The following is a 19,850-nucleotide window of genomic DNA, read 5'->3' as shown; positions in this document are numbered from 1 at the left end:
GTGCGTGTGGGGGGTGCGGGTGTCACAGGTACGTCTCGTCGTAGGCGCTCGTGCTGCCCCGACCGTCGGGGTCGGTGCCGTGCGGGGGACCGGCGGGACCACCGGCGGACGCCGAACTTCCCTTCCAGTTACGGGAGTTGCGTGGATTGCGGGCGGTGCGGGCCTCCTCGCCGAGGGCCAGGCTCAGTCCCTCGGTCAGCTGGGCCGGACCGGTGACCGACAACGCGGTCCGGCCGCCGCCACGCCTGCGCAGCACCGCACCGCCGTTGGGGTTGCGCCGGACGGCGTACGGGCCGTGGGCGCGGCGCTCGATGCGGGGGCTGATGTGGGCCTCGGCGACGCCGAACTCGTACCACTGCTTGTGTCCGTGCCCGGCGACGTGCGGCTCGCCCGGCAGGGGCTCGCCGTGCTCGTCGAGCAGCCGCAGGACCAGGCCGTACGGGTCCCGGCGGGCGCGGCGCAGCCGGATCAGGGCGAGGACCGTTGCGCCGGACAGGGCGAACAGGACGACGCCGGTCAGGACCGCCCACCACCAGCTGTCCCAGAACTCCTCCAAGGCCCCCGGCTCCGGCGTCACCTCCACCGACAGCGCGCTCTGGACCAGGCGGCGGCCGCCGTCGGTGGTGTCCACGACGGTGACGTCGCCCGCTAGGAGCAGCCCGTCGTCGGTGAGACGGTCGCCGAACACATCGGCGGGGGCGACCTCGACGGTCACCTCGCGGGTCCCGGACTCCCCTGCTTTCAGGGTGAGGTCGGCCGGGGTCACCGTGAGGAGACCCGCCCTGAGGTCGGTGACGGACAACCTCAGGGTGTGCGCGGTGTCGCTCGTGTTGTGGACGGCCAGCGTGCCCGTGACCTTGTCGCCGGGGTGGGAGGCGGCGGCGGGCAGGTCGAGGGCGGTGGTGACGGGCAGCTCACCGGGGGCCACCCGGCCGCCCTCGCTGCGGGTGTCGGCGCTCAGGCCGGCGGCGGTCAGCGTCGCGCTCACCTTCAGAGCCCCGTCGGCGGACGCCGGGATCCTGGTGGCGCCGGTGAACGAACCGTCGCTCGCCTTCGCGTCCTGGCCCTTGCCGTTGTCGGCGAGGGCCAGCGGGAGCGGGTCGAAACCGGCGCCGGTCAGCTCGCTCCTGACGCGCAGCCCCTCGTAGTCGCGCGGGTCGCTGATCTGGTAGCCCTCGCGGGTCTGGAGCCGCATCGTCACGGTGACCCGGTCGCCGGCGCGCGGGGACGGCGGGTCCATGGTGATGGCGCCGCGCAGCTCGCCCTGCCACAGCACGCTGACGGCGACGGGCTGCGAACGGTGCCCTTCCGGCGCCTCGGCGCGCACCTTCCACACGCCGGGCAACGGGTCGACGATCTTCAGCGCCTCCACGGTGCCGGTGCCGCCCGCGAGTTCGAAGCGGGACTTGCGGTAGGTGCCGGAGGTGGGCACCTTGTGGCCCGCCGGGTCGGTGTAGGTGATCCGCACCTGGGGGTCGCCCTTGTCGACGACGATGCTGCCCACGGTCGCCAGCGGGGAGATGCCGATCTTCAGGGTCGCGGGGGGGCGCCTGGCGGCGGGGCCCTCCTCGCGCCGCATGCAGTGCGCGGCGGCGAAGATCTTCTCCAGCGTGACGCCGATCTCCTTCGCCCCCTCGACCTTCGCGGCCTTCGGCCTGGCGGAGGGCAGGGCGACGCACCCCTTCTGGTAGCCGCCGGCCGCGATCCGGGCGAGCTGCCTCTCGTCCGGCGTCGGCCCGAAGCCGAGCGTCCAGATCTGCACGCCCTGGGCGGCGGCCTCCGCCAGCTCCAGCGTCAACTGCCGTTCGCCCTCGGCCTTCCGGTGCGCCAGGTCGCCGTACTGGGGGCTGTCGCCGACCTCCATGATCCCGTCGGTGAGCAGGAACAGCACCCGGGGCGCCGAGGAGTCCGTGTCGGTGGTGAGTTCGTGGACGCCCTGCCGGATCGCACTCGGGAAGTCGGTGCCGGTGCCCTCGCCCTCTTCCCGCTTGCGCAGTTTTCCGACGCAGGCGCCGACCGTCTCGCGGCCCGCCGCGTCCAGCGTGGTGCGCGGGCACACCGGGTCCACCGCGCTCTGGCCCGCTTCCTCGGCGGCGGCGAACCCGAAGACCGTGATCCGGGACTCCGAGGACACGTCACCCAGGGCGATCCGTGCGGCGGCGGCCTTCTCGGCGGCCATGTCCGCGTCCGTGAGACTGGCCGACTCGTCCACGGCGACCGCGTAGTTGACCGCCGGGAAGGCGGTTTCGGACTCCGCCACCGGCAGGACGTCCCGCCCGGAGTCCCGCCCGGAGTGCCGGCCGGGGGGCGCCGACAGGGATATGAGCACTACGGCGGCACCCAGCACGGCGAGCGCGGTGCGCCGTGCCCGGCCCCTTCTTGTCCTTCGTACTCCGTTGACTTGTCCCACGGCCGTCCCCTGTTTCCCGTTCTCCGGTGTTCCTGGATCGTCGCTACAAGCTGCGCGCCGGTTGCGTGGTGCGCGCGGATACGTCGTAATGGGTGAAATCCCGGGCCTTTTCAGGTCCTTTTCCGGTCCTCAGCGCGCCGTCATGCTCCAGGCCAGGGCCAGCGCCGCCGAGGGGGCGAGCGAGCCGACGCCCCAGCGGATGGCCCGGTACTTGGCGGAGAGGATCGCGCTGACGTCGACGGCCTGGACGAGCAGCCACCCCGCCGGATCGCGCCCCGCCTCCGCGACCCGGGCGGTGAGCGTCGCGAGGTCGCGGCGGGCACCCACCAGATCGCCGAAGTACGTCACCTCGTCCAGCCCTTCCCGGACCGTGCCGGTGCGCGGCATGAGCGCCCCGACCAGCGCGGTCACCGACACCGCCCAGAGCAGGCCGGCCAGGATCAGCGTCACGTCGGCGGGTCCGTGCCAGCCGGGAGCGCCCTGCCAGCCGATCAGGAAGGCGGGCAGCGCGAGCGTCCCCGACAGCAGCACCGCCGCCTTCGAGTCGGCCCGCCCGAGGTCTTCCCTGACGGTGCTGAGCAGCCGCTCGGCGACGCGTTCGCTCACGCGTTCCCCGGAGCGGTCGGGCCCGTGCCGACCCCCGTACGGCTCGGGCCCGACCTGTCCTGTGGTCCCCCCGGCTGCACCGGTCCCCCCGGCGCCCCCGTTCCCGGTCATCGCCCGGCCTCCTCCCCGGCCCCGGCTCCGGCCCCGTTCCCGTGGTCGTCGCCGTCGCCGTCGCCGTCAACCCAGCCCCAGCCGTCGTCCCTCGGGCGCCCGCGGTGCGGTGGTACGGGGGCGGAGGCGTCACCCGCGTAGGGATCGCCCGCGTACGGATCAGCCTGGTAGGGATCCTGGCGCCGGGGCGGCTGGACGGGCGGTCGGTCCGCCACCCAGTCAGGGGTGAACGGTTCGGCGTCGGACGGCTCCAGCTCGGGAGCGGGGGTATCGGCGCGTCCGTCGGGGCGGGCGGGAAGGGAGCCGATCGGTCCGGTGATCCCGCCCAGACGCCCCTGGTTGAGAAGGTTGAGGGCCTGCGTCTCCACGTCGTTGGACTGGATCTGACCGCTCTCCACCATGTCGAACAGCCGGTCGACGCGCTCCTTGTCGTCCTGCCGGCCCTCCTGACGGATCTTCTCCAGGAAGGCCTTGGCCTCCGTCGGCTCGGCCGCCAGCATGTAGCTGAGCTGCGGCTGGACACCGTTCGGCGCGTACTCGGTCAGGAACGGGCCCGCCGGTCCCTCGTCGTGCTCAGCCATGGCTTCTCTCCTCCTGGCCGCTCCGGTCGCGCTGTCCGACGGCGAGCCACCACAGGGAGCGCGCCAGGGTGTCGGGGAACGGGTCGTCCGGATCGTTCATCATTCGGCGCAGCAGCCAGTCCAGCCGCCGCCGGTCGGCCTCCTCGGCGGCCAGCGCGGGCAGCAGCACCGCCAGCCCGGGCCGCGTCCACTCCGTGCCGTCCTTGCGTACGGCGGTGCGCAGCATGCTCTCCAGCGCGTCCATGGCCACGTCCTGCGAGCGGACCGCGTTCAGCGCCGTCCACATCAAGTCGGCTATCGGCAGGGCGAGTTCAGGTCGGCCGGCGGCCAGGGCGAGCGCCAGGGGCCAGTCGCCGCGCTCCCCGAGCGAGGGCTCCGGCTCGTCGATCAGCAGCCTGTCCACCCGGGTCGAGGCGAGCCAGATGGTGGTTACGAGGCCGAGGGTCTGGTACCTCTCGCGCTTGTGCCGGATCCAGTCGCCCATCCGCCCCAGCACCGTCACGGCCTGCCCGCTGTCCGGCAGCGCGAGCAGCCGTACGACGTTGAACGCGGCGGCGGGGGCACCAAGCGACTGCGCTCCGTCGTCGCGGACGCCGATCCGGGCCAGGGCGTCCAGCGCGTCGCCGGCCGAGTCCGCGCAGTTGCCGAAGCCCAGCGCCGCCGCCGCCGTCGAGCGCAGGCTCCACGTCCCGGACCGGCTCCAGTCCTCGACCAGTTTCCGTACGGCCTTGCGGTGCGAGGCGTGACCGGCCACCTGGTCCAGCATCGTGGCCGCGAACAGCCTGCGGTGGGCGCTGCCCTCGGCGAGCGGCCGGACCAGTTCGGCGAACCCGTGGTCGAAGTCCCGTACGCACAGCTCCCCGGCGGCGACCGCCGCGCGCACCCACACCTGGGGGCGCTGGTCGTCCGCCAGCAGCCGCAGCCAGCGCACGACCGGCGCCCGCACCGGGAAGTGCCGGTCCCACAGCTCGGCCAGGACCGCCGACGGCAGGGCGCCGCCCCGGTACCAGATCAGCCGAGCCGCCACCCCGGCCCCGGCCACCTCGACCTCGCCGTCGGTGAGTTCGGCGCGGGAGAGGGCGACGTCGGCCTGCGGGTCGTCGCAGAACAGGGGCCGGGCGGGCGTGTGGTCGGGGTCGCACTGGACGGACAGTTCCCAGGTCAGCAGATGGGCGGCGGACGACACCGCGCTGTGCGAGGCCCCGCCGAGAAAGGCGAGCGCGATCCGGAACGCCACGGGGTGGAACAGGGCGGCGGTGCCCGGCCGTTGCGGGGTCCGCGCCCCGTCCTCGGCACCCTTTCCGGCCGGTACGACGAGCGCCCGGTCCACACCGGCGAACCACTCCTGGGCCTGATCGGCGGCGAGAGTACGACACCCGGCCAGCAGGTCCGGCTGCGACAACTCACCGAGCAGCCGGCCGGCCAGCAGCGAGGCGAGAAGCTCGGCCTCGGCGGGCCGCAGGTCCTTCAGCCCGACCGCGTCCACGACCTCCGCGCTCTGCGCCAACTCCTGGGCGCGGGCGAGCAGTTCTTCTACGTCGGCGGTGGCATGGCCCTCCAGCCGTTCCTCCAGCCGTTCCCGCAGGCGGGTGGTGAGGAGTTCCTGGGTGGGTGCGGGCGGGCAGAGCATGCCGTAGCGCCCGGCGATCAGCGGGCCGGCCGCCGAGCCGACGGTGACGACGAGCACGGCGAAGGCCTCTGACCGGGCCAGGGCGGTGGCCAGTTCGTCGAGGTCCAACCCGTCCGGGAGGAGTGCGCCGGGGCGGGCGAGCGACAGTTCCAGCAGGTAGCCGGCGCGGCCCGGGAAGTCGTCGTCGCCCAGCTTGGCCGCCAGTTGCCGTACTCCGCCGTCCGGGTCGACCCGGCGCACCGGCGAACCGGCGGCGGCCTCACCGCCCGCGGCCTCGGGGGCGTCGGCGGTGACCTCAGCGAGAAGGGAGAGCGCCGTACTCGTACGGCCGGTGCCGGGGGCGGCGCCGAGCACCAGCAGACGGCGGGCGCGCAGCGCGTTGCGCAGTCGGACGTAGCCGTCGGGAACCACGTGCGCGCGGCGGAGCGCGCGTAGTTCTTCGGCGGGGACGGGCCCGCTGCGCAGGCTGGAGCCGCGCAGCGGTGCGTCCGTACCCAGGAAGACGTCGCCGAAATGGCCGTTGTCGAAGAACGAGCGTTGGTCGTGGGTCAGGTCGCGGCCGGCCTCGAAGAGCGTCCGGGTCGCGCGGCGCGTACGGGAGGCGGAGGCGAGGTCGGTGGGCGCGTCCTCGTCCTGCTCCTCGGCGAAGGGGGCGCGGGTGTATGCCTTGAACTGCCCGGCAGCGAGGGCCCGTTCGTTCTCCTTGTCGTCCCGTTCGCTGTCCTGCCTGTCTTGTTTCCTGTCCGTCTCTCCGGGGCCCTCCCGGTCGTTGGGCCTGCCCTCGGGCCGGTGCTGGTCGGGGGTCTCGGGGGCGTCGTCCGACGGCTGGTCTGCGCTCACTCTTCGCCGCCCTTGGATTCGAAGCGCACGTTCTGGTAGGTGTCGCCGGTGTGCACCGACATGTCGCGGTGGGCGGTGTAACTGGTATGGGAGTTGACGACGGGGTCGACGACTCGGTCGACGACGGGGACGTACGGGCGGGGAGTGCTGCCCGTGGCCCCGGCGACCGGACCCCCGCCACCGCCCCCGATGGTGGGTGCTGATCTCCCCGGCAGCTGGAACCAGGCGGTGGTCTCGCCCTCCTTGAGGGTGAGGCGCGCGGAGACGTAACGCGCGGGCTCGATGAACTTGCCACCGCCGCTCACCACGTCCTCGTACAGGGAGCCGGAGGTCACCACGACCAGGTCGGCGCCCTCGGCGTCGAGCAGCTGCCGGGCCACGGCGGAGTCGGCGAGGCGGCAGGCCAGGTCGACGGCGCGTCCGCTGATCCCGCGCCCGTCGTGCCGGACCGGACCGACGTGCATACCGATCCGCAGGCCCAGCGGCACCCGTAACGCCCGGTTCTCGTCGCGCAGGTTCTCGTGCAGCTCGACCAACCACAGCCCCAGCAGCCGGGACACCGGAATCCTCGCGGACACCGACAGTAGTACGCCGTCCCCGCGGTCCTCCATGTGCACGGCGTCCCGCGCCACCTTGGCGTGCGTGAACGCCGTCTCCACCACCCGGTATGTCCGGGCCCGCATCCGCGCCTTGTCGATGTCGTCGTACTCCCCGGACCGCCGGGCGTCGACGCTGATCACCAACTCGTAGCGCGCTTCGGTGAGTTCCGAGAGATCCATGGCGTCGCCGTCCACCCCGTGCCCCCTGTGGTGCGTGCGATCGTCGTTCGATCGCTGTTCGGTCTCTGTTCGGTCGCCCCTTCAGAGTCGGGCCCGGGGCGAGGGGCGTCTGTAGCCGTTTACACACGGCGGGGCGGATATTCCCGGGGGTTACGCCTGTTGCGCCTCCGCGTCCGTGTGGCCGTCGGCGAGAAGGGCGAGCAGCTCGGGGTCGAGGATCTCCACGACACGGTTGCCGGTCCGCACGATCCGCTGGGTACGCAGCAGCCGCAGGCTCTTGGCGACGGCTTCCCGGGTGGCTCCTATGCTCGCGGCCAGCTCGTCCTGGGCCAGCTGGACCACCGAGGATCCGGACCGGGCAGACGGAGCCTGCGGAGTCGGCGGGGCGTACGGGCCACGGGGCGCGCCGCCCGACCCCGACAGTTCGGTGAGCCGTCCGGCCAGGCGCTGGAGGACGGTGAGGGAGGCGAGCGCGGACCGCTCCTGGTCGGCGCTGCGGAGGCGGAAGGTGAGCTGGCGTATGACCAGCCCGCTCACCCGGGGATGCTCGGCGAGGAACCTGCGGAACGCGTCCCCCGCTATGACCTGGGCCTGTGTCGGCCCCAGCGCGCGGACGGTGGCGCTGCGCGGATGCGGGTCCAACGCGGCCATCTCCCCGAGGAGTTCACCGGGACCGCGCAGCCCGAGTATCAGCCGGGTGGCCCCCCGGTCCGTCGCGACGGAGACGGTCACCCACCCCCTGACGACGATCAGGACATGGCTGGACCGGTCGCCCTCGGTGAGGAGATGGGCGTCGGCCGCGAAGTGCTTCGGGTTCCCGAGGGCCATGACGCCCTCGCGCTCCTGGGCGGTCAGCGCCTGCGCGAACGCCAGCTCATTGCCGAGCAGTCCCATGGCACGCCCCCCGCCGCGTTCCGGACCCCTGGTTTTGCGATGGCGTTGATGGTGACAGAGCGAAGCCCTGAGTTGAGCGGTTTCCGCCATATTGGGGGTACCGCCCGGTAATCCCTGCTAGTGCCCGAAAGGGCATGTGGACGGCCTGGGCGCGCTATGACTGCGGCCCGACAGTCCGTTGTCGCGGACTGCCGGGCCGGTCGGGAGAGGTGCCAACAGGTGTTGTGCGGGGCGTTGTGCGGGGTTTGAATCGCGCGGTCTACATGACGGCTTTGTAGCCCTGCCAGCCCGTCGCGATCCTCGTACGGGCGCCGAACACGCCCTTTCCGTTGCCGTTCGTGCGCCACAGGCCCCCGGCGGTGTCCCGGGACAGGAGGTCCGCGCGCCCGTCGCCGGTGAAGTCGCCGACGCCGACGACCGAGTTGTAGGAGGCGCCCCAGTTGTCGGCGATCTTCACCCGCGGCTTGAAGGCACCGGTGCCGGTCCCGTCGAACCGCCACAGCGCGTTGGACTTGTCCTGGGCGACGAGGTCACCGCGGCCGTCGCCGTTCAGGTCTCCGGCGCCGACGATCTTCTTGTAGCCGGTCCAGCGGGAGCCGATCTTCGTACGCGCGGAGCGCTTGCCCGCGCCGGTGCCCTTGAAGAGGAACACGTCCCCGGTCGAGGTCTGCCGGGCGACCAGGTCGGGCCGTCGGTCACCGTCGACGTCGCCGGTCGAGGTCAGCACGTCGTACTGGTTCCAGCCCGTGCCGAGCGAGGTGTACGGCGTCGAGGGCGTCGCAGCCTTGCCGCAGGCCGGACGGTACGCGCGCAGGGTGCCGTCGCTCAGCCGGACCAGGACGTCGTTGCAGCGGTCGCCGCTCAGATCGCCGTACGGCACGAACCTCGCGGTCGTCGGCCAGCCGGCGCCGGTGACCTTGGCGCCCAGGGTGCCGGTGCCGGTGCCGCGCTGGACGGTGAGGGTGCCGTTGGCGGAGAGGGTGAGGACGTCACCGACGCCGTCGCTGCCCGCGTAGTCGCGCGGGGCCGCTGAGCCCGCCGTCACCTTGGTGGTGCCGGAGAGGCTGAGGGCGGCGCCCTGACCGTCGGCGGGTTTCGCGCTGAGCGTCCAGGTGTAGGTGCCGTTGGCGACGAGTCGGCCGGCGGTGTCCTTGCCGTCCCAGGAGGCCGTCAGCAGACCGCGCGCGTCGGCACCGCTCAGGGTGCGGACGGTCGCGCCGGACGCCTTGTCCCGGACGGTGACCTGCCAGCCGGCGGCGGGCTTGGAGAGCCACCAACTGCCCTTCCAGCTGGCCGAGTTGGAGGTAACGGTCGAGTCGATGGCGGTCAGCGCGGAGGTGGGCACGCCGGTGGGGACGATGTGGACGCGTTGCGAGGTGTCGGCGTAGGCGACTCGGCCGCCGAAGCGGTCGACGGTCCAGCCTGTGCCTATCCCGCTCTCCAGGGTCATGTACTCGCCGAGTTCGGCCCAGCCCACGATCGTACGGCTCGGAAGATCGGTGTGGTCCCCGCTCGACGGCAGTCCGCGGTGCAGGTCGATGATCTTCAGGCCGCTGTCCGACTGAGTGCCGCCGATGTGCTGGACCAAGTAGCCATCGCCGAGGAGAACCCGGCTCGCTGGGGCGGTGGCGGTGCGTTTGGTCGTGCGGTCGTACACGCCTGAGCCCTGGGCATCGCCCCAGTAGTCCAGGCAGGCCCAGTACACCCAGCGGCCCACGGCTTGGAGTTCGGACGGGGTACAGCCGTTGCTCGTGGTGAAGGACTCCACGGCGGTGCCGACGGGCAGCCGGGTCGCGGTGACCTTGCCTCCGGTGGCGGCGCCGCTCCACAGGGTGTTGCCCCAGACGGCGGCGGCGACCCGAGCGCGCTCCTGCAGGACCTTGCCCGCCCCGCCAACAGGGAACTCGCCGATGTACTGCTCCTCGGAGCCTTCGCCGTCGACCACCGCGTACCGTCCGGAAAGATCTTGGAGTATCGGCATGCCGGAGCCGGTGTCGAAGGTCGGGCCCCAGTTGGTGGCTCCGTTGGCATAGAGCATCGTCAGGCCCGACTGGGTGGCCTTTCGGCGCCCATGGCGGCCGGTGCCATCGGCGAACATCCGGATGCATCGGGACGCGTTGCCTTCGCACATGCCGTCCGAACCGCCGATCAGGCCATCCACCGTGGTCTTCTGGACTGCCGGAGTGTTGCCTGCGCTGGGTGTGGTGAGCCAGGTGCTGTGGTACGCGCCGATGATCGTGCCCGGCTCGTACTGTGTGCTGTTGGCGGCCGTGGTGAGAATGCCGCTGCCCAGGGAGAGGCCGTGGATCTGCGCGGGCATCGGCTCGACGGGGGTCAGGCGGCTACGAGTGACCGAGCCGTCGGCGCCCGGTGCGATCCGGTACACACCCCAGTCCAGGTCGCCCCGTTCGACGTACTGCGCGGCGCCCGCCACGAGCACGGAACCGTCCGGTGCCTGGACGATCTGATGGGCAGCCGGGTCCATGACCTGGGACATGGACTGGTCCGTGCCGTCTGTGGTGACAGCCCACAGGGGCTGGCCCCGGTAGATGCTGTTGCCCGGCCATACCGGCTCGACTGCCAGCAGCGCGTCGCCGACGACCCCGTAGGACGCGTCGTAGGAGAAGGGGCCCGTGTCGAATGTACGGGGCTGCGCGGACAGGTCGTTCCGGTCGAACACGGCCGCGCCCGGACCCAGCCGCAGCACCGAGTCGGTGCCCAGCCGGAAACCCGTCACGTCATTGTGGTTCTCGGGGCTGACCCGGTCGGGCAGCGGGCTGAACTCGCCGGTGGCGAGGTCGAGGATGCGCCAGTGACCCCAGCCGTCCGAGTTGTCTTCCTTCTCGTAGTGGACGATGACCGACCGTGCGTCGCCGTCCTCGACCTCGACCTCGTACGGGCCGGGCGGGAACCCGGTCACGGGTATCTCCGCGACGCCGCCCCCGTCCGTGGGACGCCACAGGTGGTAGGCGGGGCTGCTGTCGTCACCGCTGCGGGTGAGAACGGTGCCGCCGAACGTGCCCTGGTACGTGTGGCCCTCGGGCACGGGCACCACGTGAGTGCCTCCCGAGGATCCGTCACCCTGGAGGAGGGTGACCTGGCTGTCCTCCTCCGAGTACAGGGCCACGGTGTCGGACCCGTCCCCGTACCAGCCCGGGTGGAACGAGGCCGCCTGGCTGAACCAGCCCCTGTCGATGTCGTACTGGAGCGGCAGGGGCAGCCGCTGTTCCAGCGGGGTGGTGGCACCGGTGGCGTACGACGTCCAGAGCAGCCGGTCGTCCTCCTCCTGCGCCCAGAGGAAGCCGCTGGTACCGGCGTTGAGGATCTGTGTGGCCCTGGGGACGGCACGCTGGGCGGCCGGCAGGACGAGTTCACCGGCCGCCGCGACGGCCGGGGGCCCTGCGGGCGCCGCCGACGCCGGCACCGCACTCAGCGGGAGCCCGAGGCACAGCGCGGCGGCCAGAACGGCGGTGGTCGTACGGACAGGTCTGTGCCGGCGTCGGCCGGTTCGGGCCACCGTTCCTCCAGGAAGGCGAGAGGCATGGTGGGACGGGCGTGAGTACGACAGCGCCCCGAATTCTCGCTCGGCCCCCCGGCCGTGCCCCCCATGCGCGCGTGCGACCGAGAGTAACAGCATGCCCATGACCAACGGCGACCGCATTTACCGGGTCGGTCAATGGGCTCTGATCCGACTCTGATGAACCCCCCCCAGGAAACTCTGTGCCGCCTTCTGATCCCGCATTGATCAACCGGAACCGCCCCGCCTGTGGAATGGGCTCAGCCGGTGGAACTCCCCCCACAGGCATCAGCTCTCCGGAAGGAAATGGGTCATGGCATTCTCACCTCGCAGCCTCGTGTCCAAGAAGGGCCTGCCTCGTACCGCCGGGGCGGTCGCCGCCCTCGCTGTCGGCGCCACGCTGCTCGCGGCCCCGTCGGCCAGCGCCGCGAACAACCCCACCGTGAAGGAACTGCTGTCGACCTGCAACGTCAGCACCAGCCTCTGTGTGTTCCACCCGCAGAGCTTCCAGGAGTACACCGGCCCGAGCCACCACCTCGGACCGACGGTGTACAACTGCGCGTCGAACGCGAACACCCTCACCGTCGGCGGTGAGGAGACGGTCGGATCCTCCGACTCCGTCGGCCTCACGATCACCGCCTCCGCCGGGTTCGCGAAGGTCTTCGAGGTCGGCCTGGAGACGAGCTACAACCGCACGTGGGAACGCAGCCACATGGACAAGGTCGAGTTCGGGGTGAGTGTCCCCTCCGGTTACAAGGGCTGGGTGGAGCGGGGCACCCCGAAGCGGAAGGCCACCGGCTGGTACGAGATCCAGTACAAGAGCCGCCACTGGGGCCACTTCGACTGGTACGTCAACAACTACACCGAGGCGGGCTGGGACGTCGGCAGGTCGAAGGGCGGTTACGCCAACTTCAAGGACGCGCAGATGACCCAGCAGGAACGCAACGAGCACTGCGGACGCTGAATTCCGCCGCTCCAGCAATTCCTCTCCAGAATTTCCCCTATTTCCCCAGAAACAGAAATGGTGGCAGTGCCATGAACGGAATCAAGCGGAAAGTCGCCATGGCGGTCCTCGCCGGGGCGGCGGCCGTCGGTGCGCTGGCGATGCCCGCTACCGCTTCGGCGGACGGCGGCAAGTCCCTCCAGCTCAAGGTCTGCAGCGGGTCGACCGAGACGGTCAAGTTCTACTTCGTCGGCGCGAACGACCACGGTGACTGGGTCGGCTCGCGCTTCTGGGAGATCCCGCCGAAGGGCTGCACCACGGCCTCGGACTACTGGTGGCTGGCCGGCCGGTCCGTCGAGTTCCACCACCGCAAGCCCAGCACGGGCTGGCGCTGGGAGCAGCGTGTGGTCTCGTCGAACGGCCAGAAGAACGGCGGCACCTACACGATCCACATCGGCTAGACGAACTCGCCGAGCCAGCACGCCGAAGGGGTTCGCCGACCGCGCACAGCGGCCGGCGAACCCCTTTTCGTCCTGCTCGCGTCTGTCCTGCTTGCGCCCGTCACATCCCGACCGGGTCCGCGTGCACGATGTACCCCGCGCCGCGCACCGTCCGGATCAGCGACTGGCCCGAGTCGCCCAGCTTGCGCCGCAGGTAGTAGACGTACGTCTCGACGACGCCCGACTCGCCCTGGAAGCCGTAGTTCCAGACCGTGTCCAGGATGTGCGCCTTGGAGATCACCTGGCCGGCGTTCTCCAGCAGCACCTTCAGCAGCGCGAACTCGGTCGCCGACAGCGGTACGGCCCTGCCGTGCCGCCACACCTCCCGGGTGCCCGCGTCCAGCTCGACGCCCGCCGCGCACAGTCGGCGCGAGGGCGCGGGGGCCGATCGGACCGAACCCCGGGCGCGGCGGATCAGGGCCCGGATGCGCGCGCTGACCTCGGTGAGGTCGAAGGGCTTGGTGACGTAGTCGTCGCCGCCCACGGCCAGGGCGTGGCACTTGTCCTCGACGGCCGTACGGGCGCTGAGAAAGATCACCGGAGTGTCGATCCCGGCGGCCCGGAGCCGTCCGCAGAGCTCGGTGCCGTCCAGGTCGGGGAGGGCCAGGTCCAGCAGTACCGCGTCGGGCTGCCGACGGCGGACCTCGTGGACGGTCTCGTCCCCCGTGGACACGAGGTGCGCGTCGAAGCCGAGGAAGCGCAGCGCCATGACCAGCATGTCGGAGGTGCCGGACTCGTCCTCGATCACGAGGACGGAGGGCTGTTCGGGAGCTGAAGGATCTTGGTTCACGCCGGAGGCTCTTTCGGTGGGGGTGGCCGTCGGGTGGATGACTTTTTCCCGGCCTTCGGTTGCGAGGCCTGCACCCAGGCTGACCACCGGAATGTTGTCCAAGAAGCCCCTCCGGTCACTTTGGACAACCCTGACCGGCGTTGACAACCGCCCTCGCACCCCTCCATCATCATTCCACTAATCAAGTAGTGGAATGATGATGGAGGTGGTGGTGACCGTGGAGTTCCGGATCGACAGGCGGAGCGGGGTCCCCGCCTTCCAGCAGATCGTGCAGCAGACCAAGCAGGCCCTCCGGCTGGGCGTACTGGTGCCGGGTGACCGGCTGCCCACTGCCAAGGAGGTCGCGGAGGTCAGCACGGTCAACCCGAACACCACCCTCAAGGCGTACCGCGAGCTGGAGCGCGAAGGCCTGGTCGAACCACGGCCTGGCCAGGGCACCTTCGTACGCCGCACGCTGGCCCGCCCCGAGACGGGCACCGACTCCCCGCTGTACGCGGAGCTGGTGACCTGGATGGCGAAGGCGGCCGGGGCCGGTCTGGAGCGGGAGGACGTGGCCGCGCTGGTCACGTCGGCGATGGAGAAGCAGTACGCCGCCGGGACCACGGCGGCGACGGGGACCGTGACATCGGGGTCCACGGGGGCCACGGGGGCCACGACAACTAGGAGCACAAGTGAGTGACGGTATGTACGTGGGGGAGCCGGCGCTTGAGGCGTACGGGCTGGGGATGCGCTACCGGCGGGGCTGGGCGCTGCGGGACTGTTCCTTCCGGCTCCCGGCGGGCCGGATCTGCGGGCTGGTCGGACCCAACGGGGCGGGCAAGACCACGCTGCTGAGCATCGCGGCCCATGTCCTGGAGCCGACGGACGGCTCGATCAGCCTGTTCGGCGAGGCGCCGGGCTCGGCGGAGTCGGGCCGGCGCACCGCGTTCCTCGCCCAGGAGAAGCCGCTGTTCCGGCGCTTCACCGTGGCGGAGACCCTGCGGCTGGGCCGGGAACTGAACCCCGGCTGGGACCAGCGCGCCGCCGAGGACATCGTCCGCGCGGGCAACGTGCCCTTCGAGGCGAAGATCAGCACCCTCTCCGGCGGTCAGCGCACTCGCGTCGCCGTCGCCCTCGCCTTCGGCAAGCGGCCCGACCTGCTGCTGCTCGACGAACCGATGTCGGACCTCGACCCGGTCGTGCGCCACGAGATCATGGGCACGCTCCTCGCCGAGGCCGCCGAGCACGGTACGACCGTGCTGATGTCCACCCACGTCCTGGCCGAACTGGAGAACGTGTGCGACTTCCTCGTCGTCGTCTCCGGCGGCGGAGTACGCCTGGCCGGTGACGTGGACGAGCTGATGTCCGTGCACACGTTGGTCACCGGGGCCAGGGAGGGCGAGGGTCTGCCCGCCGCCCTCGGTCACCACACCCTCGTCGAGTCCCGGACCAGCGGACGGCAGTTCACCGCGCTCATCCGTCCCGAGGGCCCGGTCACGGGCCCCTGGGAGGCCGACGCCCCGAGCATGGAGGAACTCCTGCTCGCCTATCTCCGCTCCCCCGACGCCCCACCGCTGATCACCCCCACCGCCCAGGTCCATGGTCAGGGTCTGGCGTTCGGCACCGGGACGGTGGCGGCATGAGCACCTTCACCCGCACCACGAATTCGAACTCGAACCCGACCTCGAACTCGACCGACGCGAAGAACGGGACCATGAACGCGACCATGAACGCGGCCACGACGGAGGCCAAGAGCGATGCCATCCGGCGTCCCCGCCTCAGCGGTATGACCTGGCTGGTCTGGCGCCAGCACCGGGCCGCGTTCTGGACCGTCCTCGCCGCCGCCGCGCTCTCCGTCGCCTGGATGGTCTACCAGCGCGGCCGGATGACCGACTTCCTCGACGGCTACGGCTATCCCGGCAAGGAGATCAGCGAGGCGGGCGGCGACTTCCAGCAGTACATCGACGCGTTCAGCTTCGTCTCGACCGGTCTCTCGGCGATACCGATCCTGCTCGGTGTCTTCCTCGGCGCCCCGCTGCTCGCCGGCGACCTGGAGAACGGCACGGCCAAGCTGATCGCCGCCCAGTCCATGAGCCGGAACCGCTGGCTCGCCACCAAGCTGGCGCTGGCCGCACTGGTGGTCGTGGTGAGCACGGGCACGCTGTCGGCGGTGTTCGGCTGGTGGTGGAACCCCGTCAAGTCCGAGGCCACGGTCATGGACTGGACAACGACCGGGTTCGACCTGACAGGGCCGGTGCCCGTCGCCCTCACCCTCCTCAGCGTCATCGGCGGGGCGGCGATCGGTGTGGTGCTGCGCCGCACGCTGATGTCCATGGTGGTCACCTTCGGCTTCACCGTGGTCCTCCAGCTCGTCTGGTCCTACGTCCGGCTCTCGCTCGGCGACATCGTCACGGTCACGACGAACAAGGGTGTCCTGGCCGAGAACTCGTACCCGGTGCTGCCCGACAACGCCTTCGACCTCGACCAGTCGTACATCACCAGCAGCGGGGATCTCATCGGGTGGAGCAGCTGTTCGGATATGGGGGAAAAGGCGCAGCAGGCGTGCCTGACCAAGGAGGGCGTCGTCGGCTGGTCGGTGGACTACCTTCCGATATCGCAGATGAACGCCATGCAGTGGTTCGGGGCGTCGATTCTGTTCGCCCTGACGGCCGGTGTCGTGGCGTTCCTTTTCTTCTGGGGCCGTAAGCGGCTCGTCTGAGCAGTCGTCGCTGTAGCTGTTGTAGCCGCCGTAGCCGGTGCAGGCGTTTCAGGCGGCACCCCCATCGTTTCTTTCTTCGTCCCGTCGGCCGGGCCGCTTTGCCGTGCCCAAAAGGCCGGAGAGAAAGGTATGTCTTGAATCACCGGAAGAGACGAGCAGGTGAGGCTTCCGCCCTCGCCCTGTTCACCGCCACCGCCGTCGCCGCGACCCTGCTCGGCGCCCCGGGAACCCAGGCCGCGCAGACCGGAAACGGCAGCGGTAGCCGTACGGCCGGCGCCGCCGGCAACGCGAAGACCGTCACTCTCGTCACCGGGGACCGGGTCACCCTGGACGCCGCTGGGCAGGTCACCGGGGTGCGGCCCGCCAAGGGCCGGGAGGGCACGACCTTCCGAATATCGCGCAACGCCGACCGCACCTACGTCGTCCCGCGTGACGCCGAGCGGCTCCTCGCGAACGGCACCGCCGACCGGCGGCTGTTCGACGTGACGCAGCTCGTGAAGTGGGGCTACGACGACGCGGCCCGCCCCGACCTCCCCCTCATCGTCACGTACGCCAAGGGCCGCGCCCTCGCGCCGAGCGCGCTGTCCGCCGCCGGTGCCCGGGTGAGCCGGGACCTGCCCAGTGTCGACGGGGACGCGCTGAAGGCCCGTAAGTCCGAGGGCGCCGACCTGTGGGAGACGCTCACCGGCAGCGGCGGGTCGGCGTCGGCGAGGTCGGCCGCCGCAGACCGGGTCGAGAAGATCTGGCTCGACGGCAAGGTCGAGGCGGCCCTCGACAAGAGCACCGCCCAGATCGGCGCCCCCGAGGCCTGGGCTGCCGGGTACGACGGCAAGGGCGTCAAGGTCGCCGTGCTGGACACCGGCGTCGACGGCACGCACCCGGACCTGAAGGGCCGTATCGACGCGGCGAAGAACTTCTCCGAGGCCGCCGACACCGTCGACCGGGTGGGTCACGGCACGCATGTGGCGTCCACGGTCGCGGGGTCGGGCGCGCACTCCGGGGGCAAGTACAAGGGGGTCGCGCCGGGCGCCCGGCTGATCAGCGGCAAGGTGCTCGACGACAGCGGCTACGGCGAGGAGTCCGGCATCATCGCCGGCGCGCAGTGGGCCGTCGCCCAGGGCGCCAAGGTGATCAACCTCAGCCTGGGCGGCCCCGACAGCCCCGGTGACGACCCCCTCGAGCAGGCGGTGAACGAGCTGTCCGCCTCCTCCGGCGCCCTCTTCGTGATCGCGGCCGGCAACGAAGGCCCCGCCGCCGGCACCGTCGGATCGCCGGGCAGCGCCGCCGCCGCGCTCACCGTCGGCGCGGTGGACCGCGTCGACGCCATGGCCGACTTCTCCAGCCGGGGCCCGACGGCCGACGGTTCCCTCAAGCCCGACCTCACCGCGCCCGGCGTCGACATCGTCGCCGCGAAGGCCGCCGAGGGCACGGAGGGCGACCCGGCCGCCGACGGTTACGTCTCGATGAGCGGTACGTCGATGGCGACCCCGCATGTCGCGGGCGCCGCCGCGATCCTCGCCCAGCGCCACCCCGACTGGACCGGCGAACGCATCAAGGCCGCGCTCACCGCGTCCGCCAAGCCGACCGCCGGTGTCTCGGCGTTCGCCCAGGGCACGGGCCGTACGGACATCCCCCGCGCCCTCGACCAGCAGCTCACCACCAGCCCGACCACCCTCGGCTTCCCCGCCCAGAGCTGGCCGCACACCGACGACCAGCCGGCCACGAAGACGGTCACCTACCGCAACGACGGCGACCACCCCCTCACCCTCGACCTGACCACCGAGGCGTACGGCGAGGACGGCAAGCCCGCCGCCGAGGGCATGTTCGACGTCTCGCCGAAGCAGCTCACGGTCCCGGCGGGCGGCACGGCGACCGCGCAGGTCACCGCCGACAGCGGCGCGGGCACGGCCGACGGTTCGTTCGGCGGCGCGCTCGTCGCGACGGACGGGGCCGGCACCACCGTACGGACCGGCATCGGCGTACACCGCGAGGTCGAGTCGTACAACCTGACGGTCAGGAACCTCGACCTGCGGGGCAAGCCCGCGGGTCGCTCCCAGACCGGGGTGCAGGGCCTGGACAACAACATCTGGCAGGACTACTCCGACGACACGGACGGCGAGTTCACCGTCCGGCTGCCCAAGGGCCGGTACAGCCTCGAAGGCCGGATCGACACGGGAGCCGACCCCGACGCCGGGGAACTGGCCCTCCTCCTGAACCCGAAGTTCTCGCTCACCCGTGACACCACCGTGGTCATGGACGCCCGCAAGGCCAAGCCGATCCGGATCACCGTCCCGGACAGCGCGGCCCGCCACACCGACGCCACACTCAACTTCGGCATCGACATCGGCAGGACCCGGAGTGTCTCCACGTACGACATGGGCACCTTCCGCAAGCTGCGCGTCGGCCAGTTGGGCGCCCGGCTTCCGGCGGGCGAGGCGTTCGCGCAGTACAACGGCACCTGGACGCACGGCGCCACGCACTACCGGCCGGTCTGGAACCGTACCGGCGATCTGGCCGGCTTCACCGCCAACGTGAAGCTCGCGCAGTTCGCCAAGGTGACGCTCGCCGCCGGTACGCCCGCCAAGGGCAAGTCGGGGACACTCGTCGCCGCGCCGATGCTGCCGGGCGGCTCGTGGTTCGACTTCTACCCGGACCGCCGCTCCCTGCCGGGCGCCTTCACCGACTACGTCCTGCCGGGCGTGAAGTGGCGGTACTCGATCTCGCAGTACGGCGGCAAGGACGCGGACGGCGAACCGGTGTGGGACGCGAACCAGTCGATCGCGGAGCCCCGTTCGTACAGCGCGGGCAAGCAGTACACCGAGCGCTTCAACACCGGTGTCTTCGGCCCGCATCTCACGGGCCCCCTGTCGGACGGCAGGGACCGTCCCGGCGCGGTCCGTTTCGGCGACACCCTCATGGCCTACCTTCCCCTGTTCTCCGACGGCGCCGGCCACGTGGGCGACTCCCGCTACAGCAGGGCCAGGAGCGCCCTGTACGCGGGCGGCGAGCAGCTGTCCGCCGCGAACACGGACCTGTCCGGCGTCACGTACGAACTCCCCGCCGCCAAGCGGACGTTCCGCCTCACGACGGACGTCTCCCGCCCCACCACCCTGTCGCCGGTCTCCACCCGGATCACCGCCGAGTGGACCTTCACCTCCGCGCACGTCACCGGGGTCGGGCAGCGGCTGCCGCTGTCGGTGGTCCGCTTCACGCCCCGGCTGACCACGGCGAGCACGGCCAAGGCGGGCACGCGTTTCTCCGTCCCGTTCACGGTCGAGGGCGCGGCCACCGCCCGCACGGCCCGCAAGCTGGCCTTCTCCGTCTCGTACGACGACGGCCGCACCTGGCACCCCGCGAAGGCGATCGACGGCAAGCGCCTCGACCTGCGCCACCCGGCGAAGGCGGGCACGGTCTCCCTGCGGGTGGCCCTCACGGACGCGGACGGCAACACCCTGAAGCAGACGATCAGCCGGGCGTACCGGACGGTCAAGTAGGCGGTGCGACTGGTGCTCCGCCGCTGGTTCTTACCGGATTCATGACAGGAGAGAGCC

The 19,850-nt window shown here is 71.4% G+C and carries 14 protein-coding genes; 6 read left to right on the top strand and 8 right to left on the bottom strand.

Annotated features, from left to right (window positions below):
- Positions 1–22: 22 nt before the first annotated feature.
- From OG241_RS27805 to OG241_RS27775, 7 genes are all read right to left on the bottom strand, one after another.
- Positions 23–2,410 (bottom strand): VWA domain-containing protein, encoded by a 2,388-nt coding sequence (locus OG241_RS27805; RefSeq protein WP_405818939.1) that lies wholly within the window; start codon positions 2,408–2,410, stop codon positions 23–25.
- A 129-nt stretch (positions 2,411–2,539) separates the two neighbouring features.
- Positions 2,540–3,016, bottom strand: coding sequence for a Pycsar system effector family protein (locus OG241_RS27800; protein ID WP_405818938.1), 477 nt, complete (start codon positions 3,014–3,016; stop codon positions 2,540–2,542).
- Positions 3,017–3,123: 107 nt separating this feature from the next.
- Complete coding sequence (locus OG241_RS27795; RefSeq protein WP_405818936.1) at positions 3,124–3,708, bottom strand: hypothetical protein; 585 nt, start codon at positions 3,706–3,708, stop codon at positions 3,124–3,126.
- Complete coding sequence (locus tag OG241_RS27790; RefSeq protein WP_405818935.1) at positions 3,701–6,178, bottom strand: hypothetical protein; 2,478 nt, start codon at positions 6,176–6,178, stop codon at positions 3,701–3,703. The genes OG241_RS27795 and OG241_RS27790 overlap by 8 nt, the downstream gene beginning before the upstream one ends.
- Positions 6,175–6,957: a hypothetical protein gene (locus tag OG241_RS27785; protein WP_405818934.1), complete on the bottom strand. Its 783-nt coding sequence runs from the start codon at positions 6,955–6,957 to the stop codon at positions 6,175–6,177. The genes OG241_RS27790 and OG241_RS27785 overlap by 4 nt, the downstream gene beginning before the upstream one ends.
- A gap of 150 nt (positions 6,958–7,107) precedes the next feature.
- Positions 7,108–7,851, bottom strand: coding sequence for a Crp/Fnr family transcriptional regulator (locus OG241_RS27780; RefSeq protein WP_405818932.1), 744 nt, complete (start codon positions 7,849–7,851; stop codon positions 7,108–7,110).
- A gap of 259 nt (positions 7,852–8,110) precedes the next feature.
- On the bottom strand, positions 8,111–11,368 hold the full coding sequence (locus OG241_RS27775; RefSeq protein ID WP_405818930.1) for an FG-GAP-like repeat-containing protein: 3,258 nt from the start codon (positions 11,366–11,368) through the stop codon (positions 8,111–8,113).
- 313 nt (positions 11,369–11,681) lie between these two features.
- Here OG241_RS27775 and OG241_RS27770 point away from each other — a divergent pair, with 313 nt between their 5' ends.
- Together OG241_RS27770 and OG241_RS27765 are read left to right on the top strand one after the other, a co-directional pair.
- On the top strand, positions 11,682–12,332 hold the full coding sequence (locus OG241_RS27770) for a hypothetical protein (RefSeq protein WP_405818928.1): 651 nt from the start codon (positions 11,682–11,684) through the stop codon (positions 12,330–12,332).
- Between the two features lie 71 nt (positions 12,333–12,403).
- Entirely contained in the window at positions 12,404–12,772 is a 369-nt protein-coding gene (locus tag OG241_RS27765; RefSeq protein ID WP_405818926.1) for a hypothetical protein, read from the top strand.
- Positions 12,773–12,872: 100 nt separating this feature from the next.
- On the opposite strand, the gene OG241_RS27760 is transcribed toward OG241_RS27765, so the two are convergent.
- Positions 12,873–13,601: a response regulator transcription factor gene (locus OG241_RS27760; RefSeq protein ID WP_405818924.1), complete on the bottom strand. Its 729-nt coding sequence runs from the start codon at positions 13,599–13,601 to the stop codon at positions 12,873–12,875.
- Between the two features lie 193 nt (positions 13,602–13,794).
- On the opposite strand from OG241_RS27760, the gene OG241_RS27755 reads away from it, so the two are divergent.
- The 4 genes from OG241_RS27755 to OG241_RS27740 all read left to right on the top strand — a co-directional run bounded on the left by OG241_RS27755 (position 13,795) and on the right by OG241_RS27740 (position 19,793).
- Complete coding sequence (locus tag OG241_RS27755; RefSeq protein ID WP_405818922.1) at positions 13,795–14,280, top strand: GntR family transcriptional regulator; 486 nt, start codon at positions 13,795–13,797, stop codon at positions 14,278–14,280.
- Between the two features lie 4 nt (positions 14,281–14,284).
- Complete coding sequence (locus tag OG241_RS27750; protein WP_405826451.1) at positions 14,285–15,223, top strand: ABC transporter ATP-binding protein; 939 nt, start codon at positions 14,285–14,287, stop codon at positions 15,221–15,223.
- Positions 15,220–16,299, top strand: a complete 1,080-nt coding sequence (locus OG241_RS27745) for an ABC transporter (RefSeq protein ID WP_405818920.1) — start codon at positions 15,220–15,222, stop codon at positions 16,297–16,299. The genes OG241_RS27750 and OG241_RS27745 overlap by 4 nt, the downstream gene beginning before the upstream one ends.
- A gap of 134 nt (positions 16,300–16,433) precedes the next feature.
- Positions 16,434–19,793, top strand: a complete 3,360-nt coding sequence (locus tag OG241_RS27740; RefSeq protein ID WP_405818919.1) for a S8 family peptidase — start codon at positions 16,434–16,436, stop codon at positions 19,791–19,793.
- The last annotated feature ends 57 nt before the right edge of the window (positions 19,794–19,850 follow it).

It is taken from the genome of Streptomyces sp. NBC_01390 (assembly GCF_045040105.1).
GTDB lineage: Bacteria > Actinomycetota > Actinomycetes > Streptomycetales > Streptomycetaceae > Streptomyces.
The sequence above is the reverse complement of the archived record's forward strand: the minus strand, read 5'-3'. Positions and strand labels throughout refer to the sequence as shown.

Excerpts from the sequence above, each read along its gene's own strand:
- OG241_RS27795 (WP_405818936.1), bottom strand. The coding sequence starts at position 3,708 with ATGGCTGAGCACGACGAGGGACCGGCGGGCCCGTTCCTGACCGAGTAC.
- OG241_RS27785 (WP_405818934.1), bottom strand. The coding sequence starts at position 6,957 with ATGGATCTCTCGGAACTCACCGAAGCGCGCTACGAGTTGGTGATCAGC.
- OG241_RS27780 (WP_405818932.1), bottom strand. The coding sequence starts at position 7,851 with ATGGGACTGCTCGGCAATGAGCTGGCGTTCGCGCAGGCGCTGACCGCC.
- OG241_RS27770 (WP_405818928.1), top strand. The coding sequence starts at position 11,682 with ATGGCATTCTCACCTCGCAGCCTCGTGTCCAAGAAGGGCCTGCCTCGT.
- OG241_RS27765 (WP_405818926.1), top strand. The coding sequence starts at position 12,404 with ATGAACGGAATCAAGCGGAAAGTCGCCATGGCGGTCCTCGCCGGGGCG.
- OG241_RS27755 (WP_405818922.1), top strand. The coding sequence starts at position 13,795 with ATGATGATGGAGGTGGTGGTGACCGTGGAGTTCCGGATCGACAGGCGG.
- OG241_RS27750 (WP_405826451.1), top strand. The coding sequence starts at position 14,285 with ATGTACGTGGGGGAGCCGGCGCTTGAGGCGTACGGGCTGGGGATGCGC.
- OG241_RS27745 (WP_405818920.1), top strand. The coding sequence starts at position 15,220 with ATGAGCACCTTCACCCGCACCACGAATTCGAACTCGAACCCGACCTCG.